The sequence below is a fragment of the Allobosea sp. 10L422 genome (assembly GCF_056395345.1).
Genome location: NZ_JBFTJI010000002.1, coordinates 186,568 through 208,441, shown reverse-complemented (window position 1 = coordinate 208,441; position 21,874 = coordinate 186,568). Strand labels below are relative to the sequence as shown.

Here is a 21,874-nt window from a genome sequence, read left to right as displayed (position 1 = left end):
TCTGGTGATGGCTCTGGTTTTTAGCGGAGCCATTACCATGACCTTCGAAGCCTGGGCCGCCTTCGCCGCCGCCACCGCCGTCCTCCTGGTCATCCCCGGACCGACGATCCTCCTCGTCATCTCCTATGCGCTCGGCCAGGGCTGGCGCACGGCCTTCCCGATCGCCGTCGGCGTCGCGCTCGGCGATTTCACGGCGATGACGCTCTCCATGCTCGGTGTCGGCGCCCTGCTCGCCACCTCCGCCATGGTCTTCACCGCGCTGAAATGGATCGGCGCCGCCTATCTCGTCTGGCTCGGCATCAAGCTCTTCCGCGCCGGCGGCTCGCTCGACGCCAAGCCGCGAGAGGATGCCGCCCCCGCCTGGAAGATGCTCGGCCATGCCTGGCTGGTGACCGCGCTGAACCCGAAGAGCATCACCTTCTTCGTCGCCTTCCTGCCGCAGTTCCTCGACACCAAGGGCGATTTCTGGACGCAGATGCTGATCTTCGAGGCGACCTTCATCAGCCTCGCCTTCGCCAATGCCATGGGCTACGCGCTGATCGCTTCGCGCGCCCGGGCCGTGGTCAGCAATCCCCGCGCGATCGGGCTGTTCAACAAGGCCGGCGGCACGCTGCTGATCGGCGCAGGCGTCGCGACGGTCGCGATCCGCTCCGGGAGCAACTGACACCGGCCATGTCGAGCAAGGACGACCAGACCCTCGGCTTCTATGCCGAGGAAGCCGGCGCCTATGCGGGGCGTGACCGGCCGGCAGAGCACCACCGCATCGACATCTTCGCAGCGGAGCTTGCGCCCGGCGCGCGGATTCTCGAACTGGGTTGCGGCGGCGGTCAGGACAGCGCGGAGATGCTGCGGCGCGGCTTCGATCTGGTCCCGACGGACGGTTCTCCGGAGCTGGCCCGGCAGGCCGCAGAGCGGCTCGGCCGCAAGGTTCGTGTCCTGCTGTTCGAGGATCTGGACGAGGTCGCGGCCTATGACGGCGTCTGGGCTCATGCTTGCCTGCTGCATGCTCCCCGCGCCGCCCTGCCGGGCATCATCGACCGGATTCATACCGCGCTGCGGCCGGGCGGGATCTTCTATGCCAGCTTCAAGGCGGGAGAGGCCGAGGGACGCGACAGCTTTGGCCGCTATTTCAACTACCTCTCGGCCGCCGAGCTGCGCGACGCCTACCGTGCCGACGAGCGCTGGCAGGACCTGAAAATCGAGGAAAGAGATGGGCTCCGGCTACGACCGCATGGCCACACGCTGGGTTCACGCGCTGGCGATCAAGGCGCCGGAGGCTTGACGCTGCGTTGCGGCGGCCTACCTCTTCTGGACCATGACCCGCCGCAAACTTCTCTCTTTCGTCGGTCTCGGTGCGCTGCTGGCCTCGACCGGAGCCGCCTGGGCCACCATCTCCCGCTCACGCAATCCCTACTACCAGGGCCCCGTCAGCGACCATTTCGATGGCGTCGTCTTCAGCGATGGCCGGTCGGTCAGCAAGGGGCTGTTCGACGTCCTGCGCTGGCAGACCGGCAAACGCGAGCGCGAGGCCTTCCCACCGCAATACGCCGCGCCGCCGCAGGACAAGCCGCCGGAGCGCGTCGACGGCGTCCGCATCGTCCATCTCGGCCACGCCTCGTTTCTCTATCAGCTCGGCGGCCTCAACCTGCTTGTCGACCCGGTCTATTCGGAGCGCGCCAGCCCCTTCTCCTTCGTCGGCCCGAAGCGGGTGAACGAACCCGGCGTCGCCTTCGACGAGCTGCCGCGGATCGATGCGGTCCTGATCACGCACAACCATTACGACCATCTCGACATCGAGACGTTGGCGCGTCTGCACGACCGCGACCAGCCACGCATGATCATGCCGCTCGGCAACGACGCCATCGTCAGGGCCCGCATCCCGGACGCCCGCGCCGAGGCGCATGACTGGAACGACCGACTTCAGCTGTCCGATGCGGTCGCGATCACGCTATTGCCGAGCTATCACTGGTCGGCGCGCGGCGCGTTCGACCGGCGCATGGCGCTGTGGTGCTCCTATGTCCTCGAAGCCGCCGGCACCAAGGTCTTCCATATCGGCGACACCGGCTATCACGACGGCTCGCTCTACGAGCGGCTCGGCCGCGAGCACGGGCCGTTCCGCCTCGCCGTGCTGCCGATCGGCGCCTATGAGCCGCGCTGGTTCATGTCGGACAACCACATGAATCCGGAGGAGGCGGTCAAGGTCATGCTGGCTCTGCGCGCCGAGCAGGCGATCGGCCACCACTGGGGCACCTTCCAGCTCACCGACGAGGGCGTAGAGCGCCCGCCGGAAGCGTTGAAAGTGGCGCTTGCCACGGCTGGCCTGCCGGAAGAGCGCTTCAGGCCGATGCGGCCCGGCTTGAGCTGGAGTGCTTGAGGGCCCGCGTCATAGGGAGGAGAGATGCTCGGGTCAGGCCCGAGTACGACGCGTTGGAAGGCCCTATTTCGGCTGGACGTAGACGTTGATCTCGAGATTCGGGTCGCCGGGATCGTTGAGCTCGCTGACATACTCCTCGAGGAAGGCATCCTTCACGACGATGCTCTTCGCTTCGAGATAGGCGGTGATTGTCTCATAGGTCGAGTCGATGTCGTCATAAGGCGCCTGATGCAGGAAGCGGAACGCCGGCCCGGCGGGCGACGTCCCCATCCTGAAATCCGGGCCCAGCGACGGCGCCTGCCCACCGGGCGGGATCGCCACCGGCAGCATCGCCTCGAAGCGGAATCCGTCATCGGTGGTCTCGACGAAGAGCGAGAGCGGACGGCCGGCCACGGCCAGCCCAGCCCTTTGGGCCTCGGCTCGCAGAGCCCTGATGCTGTTGGACAGCTTCTGGAAGCCCTGATCCCAGGTCGCCTGCCCCGACTGCATCAGGACAGGCTTCGGCGCGAGCACGACCTCGCCGACATCGCTGGAATCGGAGCCTTTTCCGGCCAGCGTTGAATTGGGATCGGGCACGCCGGTCTGCTGCTGCGATGGCGCGGGCGGCAGCGGCTGTCCCGGGGCAGGCAGCGTCGGCGGCGGCTGGACCGGCTGCGGCTCGATCGGCATCGACGGCGTAGGCGCAGGCTGGACAGGCTGCGGCGTCACCGGCCCTTGCAACGCCGGAGGCGGCTGCACCGGCTGCGGGCTCGCGGGTTGCTCGGGCCCCGGTTGCGCCTGCGCCGGAGCGACAGGGACCTGGGGGGGAGCCGCGCCGGGCGGCGGCGCGAGCGGCGCGGACTCGACCGGGCTCGGCGAAGCCACCCGCCCCTGCGCGAAGACCGTTCCGCTGAACACGCTCGCCACACCGGCGAGCGCCAGAACACAAATCCGGGAATACCGCATCGTCACGGTCCTGAGTTTCACGCGATTCGCGCCCTTGCACCGCAACATAGAATGTCCACCTTTCCTCAGGAACCGGGATGAGGGTGGCTTTTTCACGTCGCCTCGGCCATAGACCCACTATTCATGGGACGTGTGACCAAATGAACGCWYTGGCCAATCGCCGGTTCCTGAARATGAACGGGCTCGGCAACCAGATCACSGTGCTCGACCTGCGCGGCACGAAGCATATCGTCAGCGAGGCCGAGGCCCGCGCCATCGCCGCCGAACCCCGCGCCCGTTTCGACCAGCTCATGGTCCTGCACGATGCCGTGGCGCCCGGCACCGATGCCTTCGTGCGCATCTATAACACCGATGGTTCCGAGGCCGGCGCCTGCGGCAACGGCACGCGCTGCGTCGCCTGGGCGATGGTCGCCGATCCGCAGATGGGCGATGGCGGCAAGACCCGCCTCGCCCTCCAGACCAAGGCCGGGCTGCTGCCGACAGTGCGCGAGGGCGAAGCCCTGTTCACCGTCGATATGGGTGCGCCACGCCTCGCCTGGGATGAAATCCCGCTGGCCGAACCCTTCGAGGATACCAGCCGCTTCGAGCTGCAGATCGGGCCGATCGACAATCCGATCCTGCACACGCCCTGCGCTGTCAACATGGGCAACCCCCATGCGGTCTTCTTCGTCGAGGACCCCTACGCCTACAATCTCGAACAGATCGGCCCKYTGCTCGAAAACCACCCGATCTTCCCCGACCGGGCCAATATCGAGCTCGCTGCGGTGAAGGCGCCCGATCATATCGTGCTTCGCGTATGGGAGCGCGGCGCCGGCATCACCCAAGCCTGCGGCTCCGGCGCCTGCGCGGCGCTGGTCGCGGGCGTGCGCCGCGAGCTGACCGCCCGCAAGGCCACGGTCAGCCTGCCCGGCGGCGACCTCGCCATCGAATGGCGCGAGAGCGACGGACATGTGCTGATGACCGGCCCGGTCGAGTTCGAATGGGAAGGCACGCTCGGCCCGGCGTTATTCACGAGCGCGGCCTGATGGCCCGGAGCATTTTCAAGCGAAGTGCTGCCGGTTCGCGTGAAGAAAATGCGACCAAACAGTAACCCGGAGCATTTTCGCGGTTCGGAGAAACGCGAAAATGCTCTGGAGGTCGTCACCTTCGGCTGCCGCCTCAACATCGTCGAAAGCGAGGCGCTGAGGCTCCAGGCAGAGGCCGCCGGGCTGAAGGACGCCGCCATCGTCAACTCCTGCGCCGTCACCGCCGAGGCGACGCGCCAGGCGCGGCAAGCGGTGCGCCGCCTCAAGCGCGAGCAGCCGGACCGCCCGGTCATCGTCACCGGCTGCGCCGCGCAGATCGAGCCTGCCCGCTTCGCGGCGATGCCGGAAGCGGACCGGGTTCTCGGCAACGACGAAAAGCTACGTCCCGAAAGTTGGGCCGCGCTCGCGCGGTCGAACAGTCTCGGCAGCGCGGACGTAACGGCCGCGGACAAGCTCGCGGTCGGCGACATCATGGCCCGCACGACGTTGCGCGCGCCGGTCACCGGCCGTTTCACCGGCCATACACGCGGCTTCGTCCAGGTGCAGAACGGTTGCGACCATCGCTGCACCTTCTGCGTCATCCCCTTCGGCCGCGGCAATTCGCGCTCGCTCTCGATCGGCGATGTGCTGGAGCAATGCCGCAAGCTGGTCGAGGCCGGCGCCCGCGAGATCGTGCTGACCGGCGTCGACCTGACCAGCTATGGGCGCGATCTGTCGGAGCAGCCGTCACTCGGCGCTCTCGCGGAGGCAATTCTTCGGGCGCTGCCCGAGTTGCCACGCCTGCGCCTGTCCTCGATCGATGCGGTCGAAGTCGACGACACGTTGCGCGACCTGCTCGCGACAGAGGCGCGGCTGATGCCGCATCTGCATCTGTCGCTGCAGGCCGGCGACGACCTCATCCTGAAGCGCATGAAGCGCCGCCACAACCGAGCCGACGCCATCCGCTTTTGCGCCGAGATCCGGGCCTCGCGCCCCAACATCGTCTTCGGCGCCGATCTCATCGCCGGCTTCCCGACAGAGGACGAGGCGATGTTCACGCGCTCGCTCGAACTGGTCGAGGAATGCGGGCTGAGCTTCGTGCATGTCTTCCCCTATTCCGCCCGCCCCGACACGCCGGCCGCGCGCATGCCGCAACTGCCCGGCGAAGTCGTCGCGGAGCGTGCGGCGCGGCTGCGGGCAGCGGCGGGCGCCGCGCATGAACGGCATCTCGCCGCGCGCGTCGGCCGGCTGCTCAGCGTCCTGACTGAGCGCGGCAACACCGGCCGGGCCGAAGACTTCACGCTGGTGCGTTTCGACCGCGATATCGCCGCCGGCCAGATCGTCAGGACGACCGGCCATGCGGCCGATGGCAAGGCCCTTCTCGCCGCCTGACCTCGGCGCGTCAGTTTCGGGCGAGCCGAAGCGCAGACTCGAGTATCTCGGCTCTCAAGAAGCGCAGGAGCCTCATCTTGCAGGAGATGCTCGGGTCAAGCCCGAGCACGACGAGCTTGCACGGGCCAGGATGCGCGCGATCAGGGAAGAATAGCCGCCCCGGTCGCCGATGGGAGGAGGAGGAGAGACCGGGGCGGCGGAGCCTTGCCGGTGCGGCGGGCCCGAACATTAGACGCGGCGAGGGCCGCAAAGGTTCAAAGCTTCAGGCGACGACCGAGCCACGCAGGCGCTGCACCTGATTGTTGCAATAGCCACGCGGGTTCCAGGCAACCTCCAGCGGCTGGCTGTTGCCGGCGACATCCCGCGCCCGCGCCATGATGACCAGCGGTCCGACCCGATCGGCGGATATCTCAGCCTCGAAGCGCCGCCAGGCGAAATGCCCCTCGCCCGGCAGCAACGGCACGTCCTGCCAATTCTGGCCGTCATCGCAGCAGAGTTCGACCGACGCGAGCGGGATGGCGCCGCTCCAGGCGAAGCCGCCGACCGTCAGCCGCTCGCCCTCTTTCATCATGAAGCCGTCGACCGGCGTGGTGATCAGCGATTTCACCGGCATGTCGGTGATAACAGCGAAATTGGCCGCATCGAGCGTCTCGCCCGGCCTCATCGGCCGGAGCGGCATCCGATAGTCGGTGCCGCGCATCCTCTCGCCGTCATGCTCGACCGGGCGCAGGCTGATCCCGTCGAGCCATTTCTGCCAGGCAGAACCGGGATAGCCGGGCGCGACGATCCGCAGAGGGCCGCCATGGAGGCGAGGCAGCGGCTCGTCATTCATCCCGAACGCGATCAGGGTTTCCGGCGCCAGCGCCTTGGCCATCGGCAGGCCGCGCGAAAGGGCCGCCTTCTCCGGCTTGCCGATCTGCCGGTCGGGCGCATGATGCCCGGTATAGACGGCGCTCGGCTTCGGGCCGGCATGTTCGAGCACATCCGCCAGCCGCACTCCGGTCCAGCGCGCGCAGCCGACGGCGCCGAGCCGCCATTGCAGCCCGTCCGTGGCCGGCGAGAACTGCGAACGCCCATTGCCGGCGCATTCCAGGACAGCGGTGACGGTGACAGTCTCGAAACGCTGCCGCAGGCCCGCAATGGTCCAGACCGTCGGGCGCTCGACCTCGCCGTCGATCGTCAGCGTCCAGTCATGTTCGTCACCAATCTCCGGCAGGTCGCCATTGTTGCGGATGAAGAAGGCATCGATCGGCGTGATCGTCTGGTCGAGCAGCCCGATGGCCGGCTCGGCGTTCAGCGCCTCCTCTTCGTAGACATGGAGCCCAGGCTTCAGCCGGCGCAGCAGCGGAAATTCGACGAGACGGCGAGGCAAATGACGATCTACTCCGTGACGGTCCGCGGCGGCGATTCCCGCCCGCGAACCCGCACAGAAGACACGTTGCTGCCCGGGCTGTCGACCGCGCGGCTGCGTTCCGTCAGCTCCTGGCGACGACCTCCTCGCGCAGCGCGCGGCGTAACACCTTGCCAACATTCGTTTTTGGCAGGGTTTCCCGAAAGAAGATCTGCTTGGGCACCTTGTAGCCGGTCAGGTTCTCCTTGCAGTAGGCGCGCAATTCCTCAGCGGTCAGTGTCGGGTCCTTGCGGACGACAAAGGCGGTCACCGCCTCGCCTGAATGCTCGTCCGGCAGGCCGATCACGGCCGACTCCAGCACGCCGGGATGCGCGGCCAGAACGTCCTCGACCTCGTTCGGATAGACGTTGAAGCCTGAGACCAGCACCATGTCCTTCATGCGGTCGACGATCTTGACCTGCCCGTCCGGCAGCATCACGCCGATATCGCCGCTGCGAAAGAAGCCATCCGCCGTCATCGCCCTTGCCGTCTCGTCCGGGCGGTTCCAGTAACCCGCCATCACCTGCGGCCCGCGGATGCAGATCTCGCCGGATTCGCCCAGCGGCATGTCGTGGCCCTCGGCATCGCGGATAGCGATCTCGGTCGAGGGGATCGGATAGCCGATGGTGCCGGTGAACTCCTGGATGTCCGGCCGGTTGATCGTCGCGACCGGCGAGGTTTCGGACAGCCCGTAGCCCTCGATGATCGGGCGCCCGGTCACGGCCTTCCACTGCTTGGCGACCGCGGCCTGCGTCGCCATGCCGCCGGCGACGGCGAAGCGCAGTTCGGAGAAATCGACGTTCTTGATATCGGGGTGGTTCGCGAGCGCGTTGTAAAGCGTGTTGACGCCGGAAATCAGCGTGAAGCGGCTTGATTTCAGCGTTCTGACGAAGCCCGGAATGTCGCGCGGGTTGGCGATCAGCAGGCTCTTGGCGCCGATCCGCAGCAGGAACATGCAGCAGCAGGTCAGCGCGAAGATGTGGTAGAGCGGGAGCGCGGTGACCATGACGTGCTGGTAGTCGCTGCGGCCCTGCGGCGATTCCAGCACCCATTCGAGCCACAGCCCCGCCTGCTGGACGTTCGCCGCGACATTGCGATGGGTCAGCGTCGCGCCCTTGGCGACGCCGGTGGTCCCCCCCGTATACTGCAGGAAGGCGACATCCTCGGGCGTCACCGTGACCGGCGTCATCCCTCCGCCGCCGTGCAGTATTCGTTGCAGCGGCACCGAGCCGGGCAGGTTGAACGGCTTGACGACCTTCTTGATCCGGCGCGCGACGAAATTGACGATCCTGCCCTTGAAACCCATCAGGTCGCCGGCCGTCGCGGTCACGATGGCATCGAGCTTCAAGTTCGGCTTCGCCTCCTCGACGACATGCGCGAAATTCTCGATCACCACGAGCACGCGCGCGCCGGCATCGTTGACCTGGTGGGTCAGCTCGCGCGCCGTGTAGAGCGGATTGATGTTCACGACGGCGAAACCGCCGAGGAGCGTGCCGAAGATCGCGGCTGGATAGGAGAGGATGTTCGGCATCATCAGCGCGACACGATCGCCCTTCTTCAGCCCCTTCGCCTGCAGCCACCCGGCGAAGGCCTCCGCCGCACGCAAGGTTTCCGCGAAGGTGATCGTCTTGCCGAAGCTCTCGAAGGCCTGCCTGTCGGCAAAGCGCGCGCAGGACGAGCGGATCAGATCGACCAGCGTCCCGATCTTGGCTTCGTCCAGCTCCGCCGGCACCGCGGGCGGATACTGCGCAAGCCAGGGGCGCGCCTCGTGCCTGGCCTGCGCGGCGTCGATCGCCTTCATCATTCCCTCCCGTGTCGCGCGGTTACCCGTCATCGCAGGGTTCCGCGCCTTGTCGACATCGTTGGACAGTTATCGTCTTAGAGTGCGGAACGGCGAACCAAGGCGCAAGCGCCGGTTGCTCCGTTCAGCATAACGTTCACATATAAACTGTCCGAACACCGTGAAGGCAAGCGAAACCGCAAGCGCGGCCGGATGCGGGGCTCGCAGGGACGGCGAAACCGGGTTCTTACCGCGACGACTTGACGCTCCCGCCAGCCGGAGAAGTCCTGGCGAGGACCGCGGCCCTTCGTCGCAATCAATCGGATGCCTCTCGGAAACATCCCTTCCGAAGGCCGGCGAGCAGGGAACAAGGTCGATTCCAGCCGGTTCGTGCCGAGGGGCTTCCCGTCGAGGGAGGATGCTTCATGTCACGGACAGTCACACGTTCCTACGAGCACCATGCAGATGCCGAGACGGCGGTAACCCGGCTCGAAGTGGCCGGGCTCTCTTCGGAGGATATCAGCATCATCGGCTATCAAACGGCGACCTTCGCGGACGACGCGGCCGTAGGCGCCGAAGTCGGCGGCGCGGTTGGCGGCGGTGCCGGCCTGTTGGCGCGGCTGGCTGCGATGCCGGTTCCCGGAGTGGGCCCGGTCCTGGCGGCCGGCTGGATTTTCGGCACGCTCGCTGTCGGGACGAATTCCGGCGCCACGGCCCGCACTCTGATCGGTGCCATGGCCGGCGCCGGTTTCGGCGATGACGAGGCCCATTATCTGGCAGAGACCATCCGCCGGGGCGGAGCAGTCGTCGTGGTCCGCACCAGCGACAGCCACGCTCCGGCCGTCGAGAAGATCATGCAAGGGGCCGGCCCGATCGATGCCGAGCTGCGCCGCGCCGAATACCGTCGAGAAGGCTGGACCCGCTTCGACGAGCAGACCGGCCCCTATGCGCGGTCGGCGTGACCGGAACCGTCCGGGGCCGCGCCGCCATCGCCCTGATCGCCCGGCCCGGGCCGCAACCTGCTGGCCTCGTCCAGCAGGCCGCGAACCTCGTCGTCGCCGGTTTGCGAGAAGTCCGAGTACCAGCTGCCGACCCCCAGGAAGTAATGCGGCATCGTCGCGCACACCACCTCGTCGGCGACGGCGTTCATCGCCTGGCAGATCTCCCGGCTGCCGACCGGCACCGCGACCACGATGCGGGCGGGATGCCTGTCTCGCAGCGCCATCACCGCGGCCCGCATCGTCGCGCCCGTAGCCAGACCGTCATCGACGATGATGACGGTCTGCCGCTCCAGAGAGAGCGGCGTGCGGCCGCCCCTGTAGAGACGCTCGCGGCGAAGCAGCTCCTGCTCCTCTTTCGCGGTCACCCTGTCGAGGACGTCCTGAGCGATGCCGAGCGCGGCGATGACCTCCCGGTTCAGGACGCGTGCCCCTGTCGTGGCGATTGCGCCCATGGCCATTTCTTCATCTCCGGGAACGCCGAGCTTGCGCACGACGAGAACGTCGAGCGGGGCCTTCAAGGCCCGCGCGACCTCGAAGCCGACGGGTACGCCGCCCCGCGGCAACGCCAGGACGACAACATCGCCCCTCTCGCGATACCGGCGAAGCCTGCTCGCCAGCTTTCGGCCGGCGGCACGGCGATCGGAGAAGACGGTGGCCACGTGTCCGGCCTCTTCATGTGCTTGCAAGCATCGCCTTTCGGGATTGTGTTCCGCGCGCGTTTCTCAGACGCAAGCAACCGCCGCAGGCGCTGGTCGCGCGAGGCCGTGCGGACGAGCCTTCCAGAGCATCCCTCCCGGTCACCCCGCGGGGATGAACCCACAAGGAGCCCATCCACAGGATCGGCCCCGTCAGCGGCCCTGGGCGGAGGCCAGGGCTTGCGCGGAGACGACCGCCTCCGCAGACTTCCCGGCCAGCTCCGCGAGATGGTCGAAGCGTGCATTGAACGAGCCGACGCCCGAGGTTGCCGAGCGCAACTCAACGATCAGGCCGGGCATCTCGGCCTCCGGCACCAGCGCCTTGATCTGGTCCCAACCGCGCCAGCCAGGCCGTGTATCATAGCCCAGGATCTGGCCGCGCCGCGACGAGATCAACGCCGATGCGCGCGACATCGCTTCCGACGGAATCACGACATCGACCGACAGGACCGGCTCGAGCAGAACGGGTTTCGCCTGTGGCATCGCCTCGCTCATCGCCAGCCGCGCAGCCTGCCTGAATGCCATGTCCGACGAATCCACCGTGTGGTAGGAGCCGTCCGTCAGCGTGACCTCGATATCGACGATCGGGAAGCCGAGCGGCCCCTTCTCGCAGAAGTCGCGCATGCCGGCCTCGACCGAACCGATATACTGGCGCGGCACGACCCCGCCGGTGATCTTGTCGACGAAGCGAATGCCGTCCCCGCGCGGCAACGGCGCGACATCGATCACCACATCGCCATATTGGCCATGGCCCCCGCTCTGCTTGCGATGCCGGCCGCGCGCTCCGGCGTGGCCGCGGATGCTCTCGCGATAGCCGACCTGGGGCGCACGGCCCGCGACGGTCACGCCGTAGCGGCCGGCAAGCTTCTCGAGCGCGACGCGCAGATGCATTTCTCCTTGGCCCGTCAGGCGTGTCTCGCTCAGCTCGGGGATCTGCATGACCGAAAGCGCAGTGTCCTCCTCCGTCAGCCGCTGCAGCGCCGCCGCCAGCCGGACATCGTCCTTGCGGTCCTTCACGGAGATCGCGACGGCGTGCACAGCCTCCGGCGGCGCGATCGCGCTGACGACGCTCGCCCGCTGCTTGCCGAGCATGAAGGCTTCACCCGTGCCGATGCCTTCCAGCTTGGCGAAGGCCGCGACCTCGCCCTCCTCGGCCGCCGGCTTGCGGCTCTGCTCCGCGCCCTTCAGCGCCAGCACGCCGGCGATGCGAGCCTCGACCCCACCCGACGAGGTTACGACGTCGCCTTCCGCCAGCCGGCCGCGCATCACCCGCGCCAGCGAGAGCTTGCCGCCCTGGCTCGAATGCCAGGTCTTCATCACCTGAGCGAGCGGCGGTCCTTCTGCCAGGATTCCGGCGCGCCCGCGTGTCTCGGCGAGCCCCGGCGCCTCATGCCTGAGTGCCTTGAGCAGCCGCGTCACGCCATTGCCGCGCTCGGCCGCGCCGATCAGCACCGGCACGACATGGCGATGCTGCAATTCGCGGGCGAGATCATCGAAGATGCGGTCGCGCGGCGGCTCCATGTCGCCGAGCAATTCCTCCATCAGCTCGTCGTCATAGTCGGCGAGGCGCTCGAGCATGGAGAAGCGCGCCTCCTTCTCCCGGCCGTTCTCATCCACCGCCAGCGGCACGATCTCGCTCGGCGCGTGCTCGCGGTAGATGAAAGCCCGCTCCAGCGCGAGATCGATAAAGCCGACGGCGATGCCGTTCTTCCAGATCGGGATCTGGCGCAGCAGCAGCGGCGTCCGCGAAGCGCGCTGCAGAATGCCGAGCGTCTCGCGGACCCGGCGCGAGGCCGAGTCGATCTTGTTGAGGAAGAGAAAGCGCGGGATGTCGGCCTCCTCGAGYTCGCGCAGCACGAGTTCCAGTGCCGGCGCCTTGCGGTCGTCCGCCTCGCAGACGACGACGGCGGCATCGACCGCCGGCAACACGTGGCGCATCTCGTGCAGGAACTCGACCGAGCCGGGACAGTCGACAAAATGAAAGGTGTCGCCGAGGAATTCGACGGTCGCGACACTGGGTTCCGTGCTCATCTGATGCGCACGCGCCTCGGGCGCCGCATCACCTACCGTATTGCCGTTCTTGACCGAGCCCGTGCGCGAAAGTGCGCCACAGCGCATCAGGATGCTTTCCAGCAAGGTCGTCTTGCCGCTCTGGAAGGGGCCGACGATCGCGATGCATCGCGGCCCCGCCCGCCTGGTGCCGCCGGCGGTGTCTCCTCTGCCGTTTTGTGCTGCCATGACGTCCTCCTTCGGGTTGGACCGCGAGGACGAAAGGTCGAGCCCATCATCGGCGCGGATGGCGGCGCGGCGGGAAGCCCGGAGGCGCCGGTCGGGCGGCGGTCGCACCGGCCCGAGCAGGTCGGGCGGCCGTCGAAGAGGCATGTCGGGGAAGGTTCGCGCCGTTCTGGAGCAGGTGCAAGGGATTTGTCCGCTGCACTGCAGCGGCACGCATCAGCGCTCCTTTTCCTGGCCCTGACAGCAAGGCGCGCTCGGTCCCATACGGTGTGGCTTGCGCTGACCGTTGCACCTTTTGCTCAGCAAATGCTTTTAAGCGCTAGTTGACGGGTTGCGGCTCGGGAAACGTCCACTTGCCGGACAGGATTTCTGCTCGCGGCCGATAGAGCCGCACCGTGTAATTCCGTCCCTTCATGATCGGCAGGCAGTTCGGAATCTTGCCGTCGCAACCACCGAACTGGATCAGGGAGGTGCCGTCGCCGCTCTTGTTTGCGGTGATGCTGTTCAGCGAATAGGCATCGTAGGGGTTCTTCTCGAAATATCCCTGCGCGTTGTAGACGCTGACCGACCAGAACGCGTTCACCGGCACGTTTCTGACGTTGAGCTTGTAGACGGTGCTGCCGTCATTCTTCGCCGGCGTCACACTCAGATATTTCGCATCCTTTTCGGGGTTGCCTCCCCATCCTCCGGCCGTGCCCAGGAGGTGACGCACCGGATCGACCTCCGCCTTGGAGCCGAATGCTCCGTCGAAACTGCTTATTGTCGACCCCAGGACCAGCAGGGCGTCGCGCACCTTTTTCTGGCTCCCGGTATCCCAGCGCGGCAACTCCAGCTTGCCGCTGTTCTTTTGACTGACCTTGATCGCGTCCTGCAGCGCGTGAACCTTGCGAACATCTTCGGGATCGTTCGGATTCACGAAGGTGCGGACACCCAGCAGAACATAGCGGGTCCCGACCTTGTCGCGGGTGAAACGGTGGGTGCCCGCGCCATAGACCGTCGCGGCATAGTGATCCTGGCTGACGGACATCAGCGACATGAAACGCTGCCCCGCATCCGGCAATGTCACCGTCACGGGCCCGGCATCGAGGTCGAACACGGCCGACGAGTAGAGGGTGTCGCGGTTCAGCCGGATGACGGTCTGCTCATCGACCGAGGCGGGCTCGCGTCGATGAAGGAGCCTGCCGAGCCCACCGCTCTGCTGGGCGAGATTGGCGATGTAGGTGTCGGACTCGGCGCGGATGAAGTTGTCGACGGTAACAGGAACGGCGCTCTGCGCCGATGCCGCCGAAAGGCCGCCGAGCAGAGAAAAGACGATCATCGACGCACGCATCATGGCCTTCCTCCCGGGTTTCTGCGAGCCTGCGTCCTCATCTGAGCAGCGTCAATCGCTGACAGCCGGAACGGCGCGAAGCGGGATTCGGGAGACAGAGCCGCCGATACGAATGTCAGGGCCTGCCAAGCCGCTCCAAGACCAACCTCAGAGGCGCATCGGACACACGGATGTAGCCGAGATACGGATGGTCCATATCGATGATGAGGACCAGCGCCCCCGCGACGGATATCGCCGACACGAGAAGGAAGACGGTCACAGTCGCATTTCCCGGCGTAAGCAATCCGAAGGAAACGAAGAGGAGCGCCAGCCAGAACACGATGAAGACGATGAAAACGCTCGGAAACCCTCCAGCCTCGGTTTCCGGCCGCGACCATCGCGTCTCCGCGACCTGCCCCGTCAGCTGGAGTGCCCGCGACTGAAGCCAGCGCTGCCCATCCGTATTCGGGACCAAGTCCCGCAGGCGATCCTGAATCGGCTCGACGTCCAGCCCGTCATTGAGCGAGTCGCCGTTCAATATGCTGCTGTCGATCTCGAGCCTGCGCTGCTCCACCAGCTTGCGGAGCAACTGGCGCATCTCGGCGGTTTCCGGTCCGTAATGATCCAGGACCCGGTCCAGTACCAGGATGCGCGCCGCGGTCGCCCTCAGCTCGGCCCCCGCATCGTCGAAAGAGCGCTTGGCCGAAGCGATCAGCAAACCGAGCGCCAGCGCCGAGAGCGTTCCGATGATCGCCGTGGCCAGCTTGATGGCATCTCTCGAGTCAGGGGTGAGATGGTGCTCGGGAAGCCGGTTCTTCACGAACATGCCGAGCAGGGTCGCGCCGAAGATGACGAAGAACGCGAGAATGCCAATCGTGAACGGTTCCATCGCGGACCAGCCTCTCACATCAGCGTGGCAACGATTCCAGTGTCCCCGGGAACGGCCTGGACCCGATCATTTGGAGGACGCGGCGGGCTCCTGACAATCCCCTCGATTCAGCCTGGATCGTGAGCCCAAGCTCTCCGAATTATCGGCCTCACGCGCGAGGCGGCGCGCAGATCGCGGCCAACTTCACTTCCGCCCCACGGGAGTTCACGCTAAGCCCGAGAAGCTGGGATGGAGTTGGCAGAATGGCGAAACTCGTCTTCGGAATGAACCAGTCGCTGGACGGCTATGTCGACCACCTGAAAATGGAGACAGGTCCAGCGCTCTTCCGTCACTGGACAGAGCACGTACGCGACCTGGCCGGCAGTGTGTACGGTCGCCGCATGTACGAGATCATGCGCTATTGGGATGAAGACGATCCCGAGTGGGACGCGGCGCGGCGCGACTTCGCGGCGGCGTGGCGAAGCCAACCGAAATGGGTCGTGTCACGCTCGTTGAAGTCCGTCGGCCCAAACGCGACACTTGTCGAGCATGGCCTCGAGGCAGTGGTCCGCGGGCTGAAAGCTCGACTCGTTGGGGAGATTGCAGTCGCCGGACCGGATCTGGCCCGGAGCCTGACCGACCTTGGTCTCGTCGATGAGTATCGACTCTACTTCCACCCGGTCGTGCTGGGTCAGGGCACGCCATTCTTCGCAGGCCCCCGGCCACCGCTCCGCCTTGTAGCCAGCGATCAGGTGGGCGAGGACACGATCAGGTTGACATACGTCCCCGCCTGATCGCGCAAAGCGGACTGCGCCGACGGGTCAGGTCCGCCGGGGCGAAAGGCCGCGGGGTCCTCGCCTTCGCGGCGCCGCATGCAAGCTCTCGAACCGCTCCGAAATGCCGACCAGATCAGCCCCGCGCCCCTAGAGGTTCCGCCTCTCCCCGCGCAGCGTCGCCAGCCCGATGCCGGCGGCGTCGAAGCCGCCATCGACCGCCAGAACCTGGCCGGTGATGTAGCTCGCGCGCTCCGAGCACAGGAAGAAGATCGACTCGGCCAGTTCCTCCTCCAGCCCGTAACGGCCGAGCGGAATCGTATCGCGATAATCGGCGCGGATCTCGGGGCTGTGCACTGCCTTGGCCATCGCCGTCTCCACCGGCCCCGGCGCGACCGCGTTGACGCGGATCCCCAGGCCCGCGAGCTCCGCCGCCTGCTGCTTGGTCAGATGCGCCAGCGCCGCCTTCGAGGTGCCGTAGGCCACGCGCAGCGTCGAGGCGCGCAGGCCCGAGATCGAGGTGATGTTGACGATGGCGCCGCCGCCATGATCGGCCATCAGCGGCGCGGCGAGCTGCGTCGCCAGGAACGGGCCGGTGAGGTTGACCGCGAGCACCCGCTGCCACTCCTCATAGGTCGTCTCCAGCAGCGGCTTGAACACCGCCGTGCCGGCATTGTTGACGAGCGCGTCGAGCCGCCCGAAGCGCTTGGCGAGCCCGGCGAAGGCCGATTCGAGCTGTGCCGGGTCGGCGACGTCGCAGGTCAGCACCAGCGTCCGCTCCGGCTGCGCGATCTCGGCTGCCGCCCGCTCGAGCCCTGCCCCGTCGATATCGAGCAGACCGACCTGCCAGCCCTCAGCGAGAAATCGCTTGGCAGTGGCAAGCCCGATGCCGCGCGCGGCACCCGTCACAAGGGCGATCTTGATGGCTTGGTCGGTCATGGCCTGCGTCCGGTCGGTGTGGCGTCTCGGTCCGGGCAAGGCTAAGCATGCCGCATGGATCGCCAACAAGCGGTTCGGCGCCGCCGCGCTTTGCCGGCATTGCCGCTCGACAAATCCGCCGCGCTCCTGTAAGGCCCCGCACTCAACTGAAAACAGCGAGCCGTAACGCCCGCGTGTCCACACGCGAAACGGCCATGGAGAGACCCATGAACATCATCGAACAGCTCGATCAGGAGCAGATTGCCAAGCTGAGCGAAGGTCGCGAGATCCCGCCGTTCCAGCCCGGCGACACCGTGCAGGTCAACGTCAAGGTCAAGGAAGGCGAGCGCAGCCGCGTCCAGGCCTATGAAGGCGTCGTGATCGCCCGCAACGGCGGCGGCCTCAACCAGAGCTTCACCGTCCGCAAGATTTCCTATGGCGAGGGCGTCGAGCGCGTCTTCCCGCTGTTCTCGCCGAACCTCGACTCGATCAAGGTCATCCGCAAGGGCAAGGTGCGCCGCGCCAAGCTCTATTACCTGCGCGATCGCCGCGGCAAGTCGGCCCGCATCGCCGAGCGCGTCGAGGCCAGGCCTGCCAAGGGCTCGAAGGCGGCCGGCAAGTAAGCCGCAGCTTCAGCGCAGAGAGTTCGAAACGCGGTCCTTCGGGGCCGCGTTTTTTATTGCCCAATATCTATTCATTCCAAAAACGCATATCGAACCGCAAAATCCTCATTTGATATGCATCTATGTCGGCTATAAGTAGGACAATCATTAGCATGCTATTTATATCAACATCATGGACCTCTCCCCACTTCAGGCCGCCTTCACCGCCGAGCTTGCCGCCGTCAACCGGAAGCTGAGGGCTCTGGTCGACGAGCGCGCACGCGACATGGGGCTGACGCTCTCGCGCGCCCGTCTGCTGATGGAGCTCGCCAAGGAGGACGGACCGATCCAGTCCGATCTCGCCGGCCTGCTCGACATCGAGCAGCCGACGCTGGTGCGGCTCCTCGACGGCCTCGAACGCAACGGCATGATCGAGCGCCGCGCCGTCGAAGGCGACCGCCGCGCCCGCCGCGTCTTCCTCACCGAGACCGCCCGCGCCCAGGCGCAGGACATCCTGAACTTCCTCGCCGCGCTGCGCGCCGGTATCCTGCAGGGTATCGCTCCGGAGGAACTGGAAGCGGCGCTCGATGTGCTCCGCCGCACCTCGCGCAATATCGCCGCCGGGCGGAGCGCCGCCCCATGAGCGCGCCGGAAACCACGACCGCACCGCCCGCCCAGCCCTTCGGCCTCACCATGCCGCCGGCCCGCGCGCTCGCCTACATGCTGGCTTCGGTTACGCTGGCGATGACGCAGCAGATCGGCCAGAACATCGTCAACACCAACATCTACCAGATCCAGGGCGAGCTTGGCGCTACCCTCGCCGAGACCAACTGGCTGATCGCTGCCTACATGGCGCCGAACGTCTCGCTCTCGATCGCCCTGATCAAGATCCGGATGCAGTACGGGCTGCGCAATTTCGCCGAGATCAGCCTGGCCGGCTTCGTCTTCGCGACGCTGCTCAACCTCCTCTTCGTCCGCGATCTGCAATCGGCCGTGGTGGTCCGCTTCATGAGCGGCATGGCAGCGGCGCCAATGTCCTCCCTCGCCTTCTTCTACATGATCGAGCCGCTGCCGCCGCCGAAGAAGCTCACCGTCGGAATCTCGCTGGCGCTCACCAACACCACGCTCGGCATACCCGTGACGCGGCTGATCTCGCCCTGGCTGCTCGACATCGGCGGCTTCCATGGCCTGACCCTGTTCGAGATGGGGCTGGCCCTGCTCGCCTTCGGCTTCGTCTACGCGTTGCCGCTGACCTCGCCGCCGCGGGTGAAGTGCATCGGCCCGCTCGATCTCGTCAGCTACCTGTTCATCGCCGTCGGCTTCGGTTCGATCGCCGTCGTGCTCAGCCTCGGCCGGATCTACTGGTGGTTCGAGGCGCCCTGGCTCGGCTGGCTCGTCGCCTGCGCCATCCTCTGCCTGATGCTGGCCGCGATCATCGAGCTGCATCGCGACAGCCCGCTCATCGACATCCGCTGGCTGACGAGCCCGACGACGCTGCATTTCGCCGGCGCGCTGCTGCTGCTGCGCGTGCTCCTGGCGGAACAGACGGTCGGCGCCTCCAACTTCTTCCAGGCGCTCGGCATCCAGAACGAGCAGACCATGCCGCTCTATGCCGTCATCTTCTGCGCGGTCCTGGCCGGCGGGCTGACCTGTGCGCTGCTGCTGCGGCCCGGCCGCGAGAACTGGTTCTACGGCGTGGCTCTGGCCTGCGTCTCGCTGGGCGCCTGGCTCGACAGCGGCGCCACAAGCCTGACCCGGCCGCATGACATCCATTTGAGCCAGGCACTCGTCGCCTACGGCTCGGGGCTCTACCTGCCGACTGCGATGGCGCAGGGCATGGGCAGCGCGATTGCGCGCGGCCCTGTCTATATCCTCAGCTTCATCACCGTCTTCCTGTTTACGCAGAGCATCGGCGGCCTGCTCGGCTCGGCCATCTTCGGCAGCTTCGTCACCCTGCGTACCAGCTTCCACTATCATGTGCTGACCGAGCATTTCGCGATGTCTGATCCGCTGGTCGCCCAGCGCATCGGCCAACTCGGCGGCAGCTACGGCCACGTCCTGACCGACACTGCGCTGGCCCGGGCCGAGGGCGTGACGCTTCTTGCCCAGCAGGCTACGCGAGAAGCCCTCGTTCTTGCCTATAACGATGCCTTTCTGCTGATCTCGCTGCTCGCCGGCATGGCCCTCGCCGGCCTCCTTCTCCATCTTGCCATCCTGCGCCTCAGGGCGCGCTCCGCCACCGCCCCTGCCCCCGCAGCCGGCTGATCACTGCACCGACCATGACCCGCCTCTTCCGCTCCCTTTCGACGTATGTTGCCCTGGCTATCGGCCTCGTCGGCCTCGCCGTGATCCTCTACGCTTGGCGGCTGCCGCCCTTCGCCAGCGCCATCGAGACCACCGAAAACGCCTATGTCCGCGGCCAGGTCACCGTCATCGCGCCGCAGCTCGCCGGCTATGTCGCCGAGGTGCCGGTGCAGGACTTCGCCACGGTCAAGCAGGGAGACCTGCTCCTGCGCATCGACGACCGCATCTATGCGCAGAAGCTGGAGCAGGCCCGCGCCAGCCTTGCCGCCCAGCGCGCGGCGCTCGCCAATTCGGATCAAGCCCGCGCCTCCGCCGAGGCCAGGCTGCGTGCCGCAGTGGCGAATGTCGCCAGCGCCGAGGCTGCGCTGCGCACCGCCGAGGCGAACTGGGGCCGCATCGAGCCGCTGCGCGAACGCGGCGTCGTCAGCCAGACCAGCACCGACCAGAGCCAGCAAGCGCTCGACCAGGCCCGCGCCTCCCTCGCCGCCAGCAATGCCGCTGCCGAAGTGGCGCGGCAGGATATTCAGACCGCCATCGTCAACCGCCAGTCGCTGGTGGCGGCGGTCGAGGGTGCCGAGGCCACGGTCCATCTCGCGGAGATCGACCTCAGCAACACCCGCATCACCGCCCCGCAGGACGGGCGCCTCGGCGAGGTCTCGGCCCGGCTCGGTCAATACGTCTCGGCCGGCACGCAGCTCATGGTACTCGTTCCCGCCCAGACCTGGATCATCGCCAATTTCAAGGAAACCCAGCTTGCGGGCATGCGGATCGGACAACCCGTGAGCTTCACCGTCGATGCCCTGCGCCATGCCACGCTGACCGGCAAGATCGAGCGCTTCTCGCCGGCGGCGGGCTCGGAGTTCAGCGTCATCCGGCCGGAAAACGCCACCGGCAACTTCATCAAGATCGCGCAGCGCGTGCCCGTCCGCATCGTCATCGATCCGGGCCAGCCCCTTGCGGACGAACTGGTGCCCGGCATGTCCGTGGTGGTCAGCGTCGACACCTCGCGGCGCTGACCCCGTGCGCTTCAGGCCAGCGTCGCCAGCCGCTCCAGCAGCAGCCGCGCATCATCCGCGTTCTGGTAGAGGCCGAAGCCGAGGCGCAATCTGTCGCCGCGCAGGTCGACGGTGATCCCGGCCCGCGCCAGCCGCTCATGCCAGAGCGGCGCATCGGCATGGCGAAAGGTCAGGAAATTGCCGCGCGCCGGCTCGGAAAGCGGCAGCACGAGATTCTCCGGCGCGAGCACGCCGCAAGGCCGGCGCACCAGCCCCTCCGCGACGATGGCTTGAAGGGCATGGGCGTGGGCGTGGATCGCCGCCGCGTCCAACCCTCGCGCGTCGAGCCAGTCGAACACCGCGCCCATGCGGTAGAGCCCGGAAGGATCGAAAGTCGCGCCCATGAAGCGCCAGCCCGTCTCTGCATAGCCGACGCCGCCCTGCGGCCCAGAGAGCGCGCCGAAGGAGGCATACCAGCCGGTGTCGCGCGGCCTCATGGCGAAGCCGGGCGGGCAGTGCATGAAGCAGGCGCCCTCCCCCGCCATGGCGTATTTGTAGCCGCCGGCGATGTAGAAGGCCTTGTCGGCGATGGCCGAGAGATCGGTCGGCCGCGCCAGGAAGCCGTGATAGCCGTCGATAACGACCAGGCGCCCAGGCGCGGCGACGCCCGCGACCAGCCCGTCAAGATCGGTCAGCACATAGCCGGAATTGAACTGCACCTGGCTGACGAAGACCATGTCGGGATCGCCCGCCTTCGCCGCCGCGATCAGCCGCTCCGTCAGGCCGGCGAAGGGCTCGGCCGGCACGATTGTGAGCGCGACCAGCCCCTCCTCCGCCAGCCGTTCGATCTGCCGCCGGAAGGAATGGAATTCGGCGTCATCGGTCAGGATGCGCGGCACGCGGTCCCGCGGCAGACAGGAAAGCAGCCGGTTGACGAATTCATGGGTGTTGTTGGCCGGCACGAGCCCGTCGATGCCGGGCAGGTTGAGATGCCCAGCCACGCCCCGCGCCACTTTCGGCCAAACGGAGTCGAGAACCTCTTCCCATTTGCCGTCCACGAGGCGGGCGGCATCGTCCCAATAGCGCAGATGCGCCTCGCGGGTGACGTTCGGCCAGAAATGGTGGCTATGGGCGGCGAAATGCAGCTCGTCCGGCCAGTTCTGCCGGAAACGTGAGAATTCCGCGGCAAGATCGAAGGGTGGCTGGCCGAGCCGCGCAGGAGCATGGGTCGCCCGATCGATCGCCATCGTCACGTCCTGCCCGCCTTGCCGACACGGCGAAATACTTTA

19 protein-coding genes and 1 pseudogene are annotated in these 21,874 nt (G+C 66.9%); 11 read left to right on the top strand and 9 right to left on the bottom strand.

Annotation, left to right across the window (positions count from 1 at the left end):
- Positions 1-37 precede the first annotated feature (37 nt).
- From AC1DEZ_RS05350 to AC1DEZ_RS05340, 3 genes and pseudogenes are all read left to right on the top strand, one after another.
- A complete protein-coding gene (locus AC1DEZ_RS05350; protein ID WP_441469808.1) occupies positions 38-664 on the top strand; it encodes a LysE family translocator in 627 nt (208 codons plus the stop codon).
- An 8-nt stretch (positions 665-672) separates the two neighbouring features.
- A pseudogene (locus AC1DEZ_RS05345) lies at positions 673-1,282 on the top strand (class I SAM-dependent methyltransferase).
- A gap of 33 nt (positions 1,283-1,315) precedes the next feature.
- Complete coding sequence (locus tag AC1DEZ_RS05340) at positions 1,316-2,374, top strand: MBL fold metallo-hydrolase (RefSeq protein ID WP_476778925.1); 1,059 nt, start codon at positions 1,316-1,318, stop codon at positions 2,372-2,374.
- A gap of 63 nt (positions 2,375-2,437) precedes the next feature.
- On the opposite strand, the gene AC1DEZ_RS05335 is transcribed toward AC1DEZ_RS05340, so the two are convergent.
- A complete protein-coding gene (locus AC1DEZ_RS05335) occupies positions 2,438-3,319 on the bottom strand; it encodes a GyrI-like domain-containing protein (RefSeq protein WP_476778924.1) in 882 nt (293 codons plus the stop codon).
- Between the two features lie 140 nt (positions 3,320-3,459).
- Between AC1DEZ_RS05335 and dapF the strand changes: the two genes are divergently transcribed.
- Together dapF and mtaB are read left to right on the top strand one after the other, a co-directional pair.
- The gene (dapF, locus tag AC1DEZ_RS05330; protein WP_476778923.1) at positions 3,460-4,344 is read left to right on the top strand and encodes a diaminopimelate epimerase; all 885 of its coding nucleotides are present in this window, start codon (positions 3,460-3,462) and stop codon (positions 4,342-4,344) included.
- 48 nt (positions 4,345-4,392) lie between these two features.
- Positions 4,393-5,715, top strand: a complete 1,323-nt coding sequence (gene mtaB / locus AC1DEZ_RS05325) for a tRNA (N(6)-L-threonylcarbamoyladenosine(37)-C(2))-methylthiotransferase MtaB (RefSeq protein ID WP_476778922.1) — start codon at positions 4,393-4,395, stop codon at positions 5,713-5,715.
- A gap of 262 nt (positions 5,716-5,977) precedes the next feature.
- Here the strand turns inward: mtaB and AC1DEZ_RS05320 are convergent, their stop codons facing one another.
- Positions 5,978-7,087, bottom strand: coding sequence for a sulfite oxidase (locus tag AC1DEZ_RS05320; protein ID WP_476778921.1), 1,110 nt, complete (start codon positions 7,085-7,087; stop codon positions 5,978-5,980).
- Between the two features lie 103 nt (positions 7,088-7,190).
- Entirely contained in the window at positions 7,191-8,906 is a 1,716-nt protein-coding gene (locus tag AC1DEZ_RS05315; RefSeq protein ID WP_476778920.1) for an AMP-binding protein, read from the bottom strand.
- A gap of 404 nt (positions 8,907-9,310) precedes the next feature.
- Between AC1DEZ_RS05315 and AC1DEZ_RS05310 the strand changes: the two genes are divergently transcribed.
- Complete coding sequence (locus tag AC1DEZ_RS05310; protein WP_476778919.1) at positions 9,311-9,847, top strand: hypothetical protein; 537 nt, start codon at positions 9,311-9,313, stop codon at positions 9,845-9,847.
- Here AC1DEZ_RS05310 and AC1DEZ_RS05305 read toward each other — a convergent pair.
- The 4 genes from AC1DEZ_RS05305 to AC1DEZ_RS05290 form a co-directional block, all read right to left on the bottom strand.
- Positions 9,829-10,545, bottom strand: coding sequence for a phosphoribosyltransferase (locus AC1DEZ_RS05305; protein ID WP_476778918.1), 717 nt, complete (start codon positions 10,543-10,545; stop codon positions 9,829-9,831). The two genes, AC1DEZ_RS05310 and AC1DEZ_RS05305, sit on opposite strands and share 19 nt — an antisense overlap.
- A gap of 189 nt (positions 10,546-10,734) precedes the next feature.
- Positions 10,735-12,819 carry an elongation factor G gene (locus tag AC1DEZ_RS05300; protein ID WP_476778917.1) on the bottom strand — a complete coding sequence of 695 codons (2,085 nt, stop codon included), beginning with the start codon at positions 12,817-12,819 and terminating at the stop codon, positions 10,735-10,737.
- 316 nt (positions 12,820-13,135) lie between these two features.
- Positions 13,136-14,149 carry a DUF1254 domain-containing protein gene (locus AC1DEZ_RS05295; protein WP_476778916.1) on the bottom strand — a complete coding sequence of 338 codons (1,014 nt, stop codon included), beginning with the start codon at positions 14,147-14,149 and terminating at the stop codon, positions 13,136-13,138.
- 112 nt (positions 14,150-14,261) lie between these two features.
- A complete protein-coding gene (locus AC1DEZ_RS05290) occupies positions 14,262-15,014 on the bottom strand; it encodes a bestrophin-like domain (protein WP_476778915.1) in 753 nt (250 codons plus the stop codon).
- 242 nt (positions 15,015-15,256) lie between these two features.
- Here AC1DEZ_RS05290 and AC1DEZ_RS05285 point away from each other — a divergent pair, with 242 nt between their 5' ends.
- Complete coding sequence (locus AC1DEZ_RS05285; RefSeq protein WP_476778914.1) at positions 15,257-15,787, top strand: dihydrofolate reductase family protein; 531 nt, start codon at positions 15,257-15,259, stop codon at positions 15,785-15,787.
- A 129-nt stretch (positions 15,788-15,916) separates the two neighbouring features.
- Here AC1DEZ_RS05285 and AC1DEZ_RS05280 read toward each other — a convergent pair whose 3' ends face one another.
- On the bottom strand, positions 15,917-16,705 hold the full coding sequence (locus AC1DEZ_RS05280; protein WP_476778913.1) for an SDR family NAD(P)-dependent oxidoreductase: 789 nt from the start codon (positions 16,703-16,705) through the stop codon (positions 15,917-15,919).
- A gap of 206 nt (positions 16,706-16,911) precedes the next feature.
- Between AC1DEZ_RS05280 and rplS the strand changes: the two genes are divergently transcribed.
- The 4 genes from rplS to AC1DEZ_RS05260 all read left to right on the top strand — a co-directional run bounded on the left by rplS (position 16,912) and on the right by AC1DEZ_RS05260 (position 20,606).
- On the top strand, positions 16,912-17,307 hold the full coding sequence (gene rplS / locus AC1DEZ_RS05275) for a 50S ribosomal protein L19 (protein ID WP_441512053.1): 396 nt from the start codon (positions 16,912-16,914) through the stop codon (positions 17,305-17,307).
- A gap of 172 nt (positions 17,308-17,479) precedes the next feature.
- The gene (locus AC1DEZ_RS05270) at positions 17,480-17,929 is read left to right on the top strand and encodes a MarR family winged helix-turn-helix transcriptional regulator (RefSeq protein ID WP_441512052.1); all 450 of its coding nucleotides are present in this window, start codon (positions 17,480-17,482) and stop codon (positions 17,927-17,929) included.
- Positions 17,926-19,551 (top strand): efflux MFS transporter permease, encoded by a 1,626-nt coding sequence (locus tag AC1DEZ_RS05265; RefSeq protein ID WP_476778912.1) that lies wholly within the window; start codon positions 17,926-17,928, stop codon positions 19,549-19,551. The genes AC1DEZ_RS05270 and AC1DEZ_RS05265 overlap by 4 nt, the downstream gene beginning before the upstream one ends.
- A gap of 14 nt (positions 19,552-19,565) precedes the next feature.
- Positions 19,566-20,606, top strand: coding sequence for an HlyD family secretion protein (locus tag AC1DEZ_RS05260; RefSeq protein ID WP_441512050.1), 1,041 nt, complete (start codon positions 19,566-19,568; stop codon positions 20,604-20,606).
- 11 nt (positions 20,607-20,617) lie between these two features.
- Here the strand turns inward: AC1DEZ_RS05260 and AC1DEZ_RS05255 are convergent, their stop codons facing one another.
- A complete protein-coding gene (locus tag AC1DEZ_RS05255; protein WP_476778911.1) occupies positions 20,618-21,832 on the bottom strand; it encodes an aminotransferase class V-fold PLP-dependent enzyme in 1,215 nt (404 codons plus the stop codon).
- Positions 21,833-21,874: the final 42 nt, after the last annotated feature.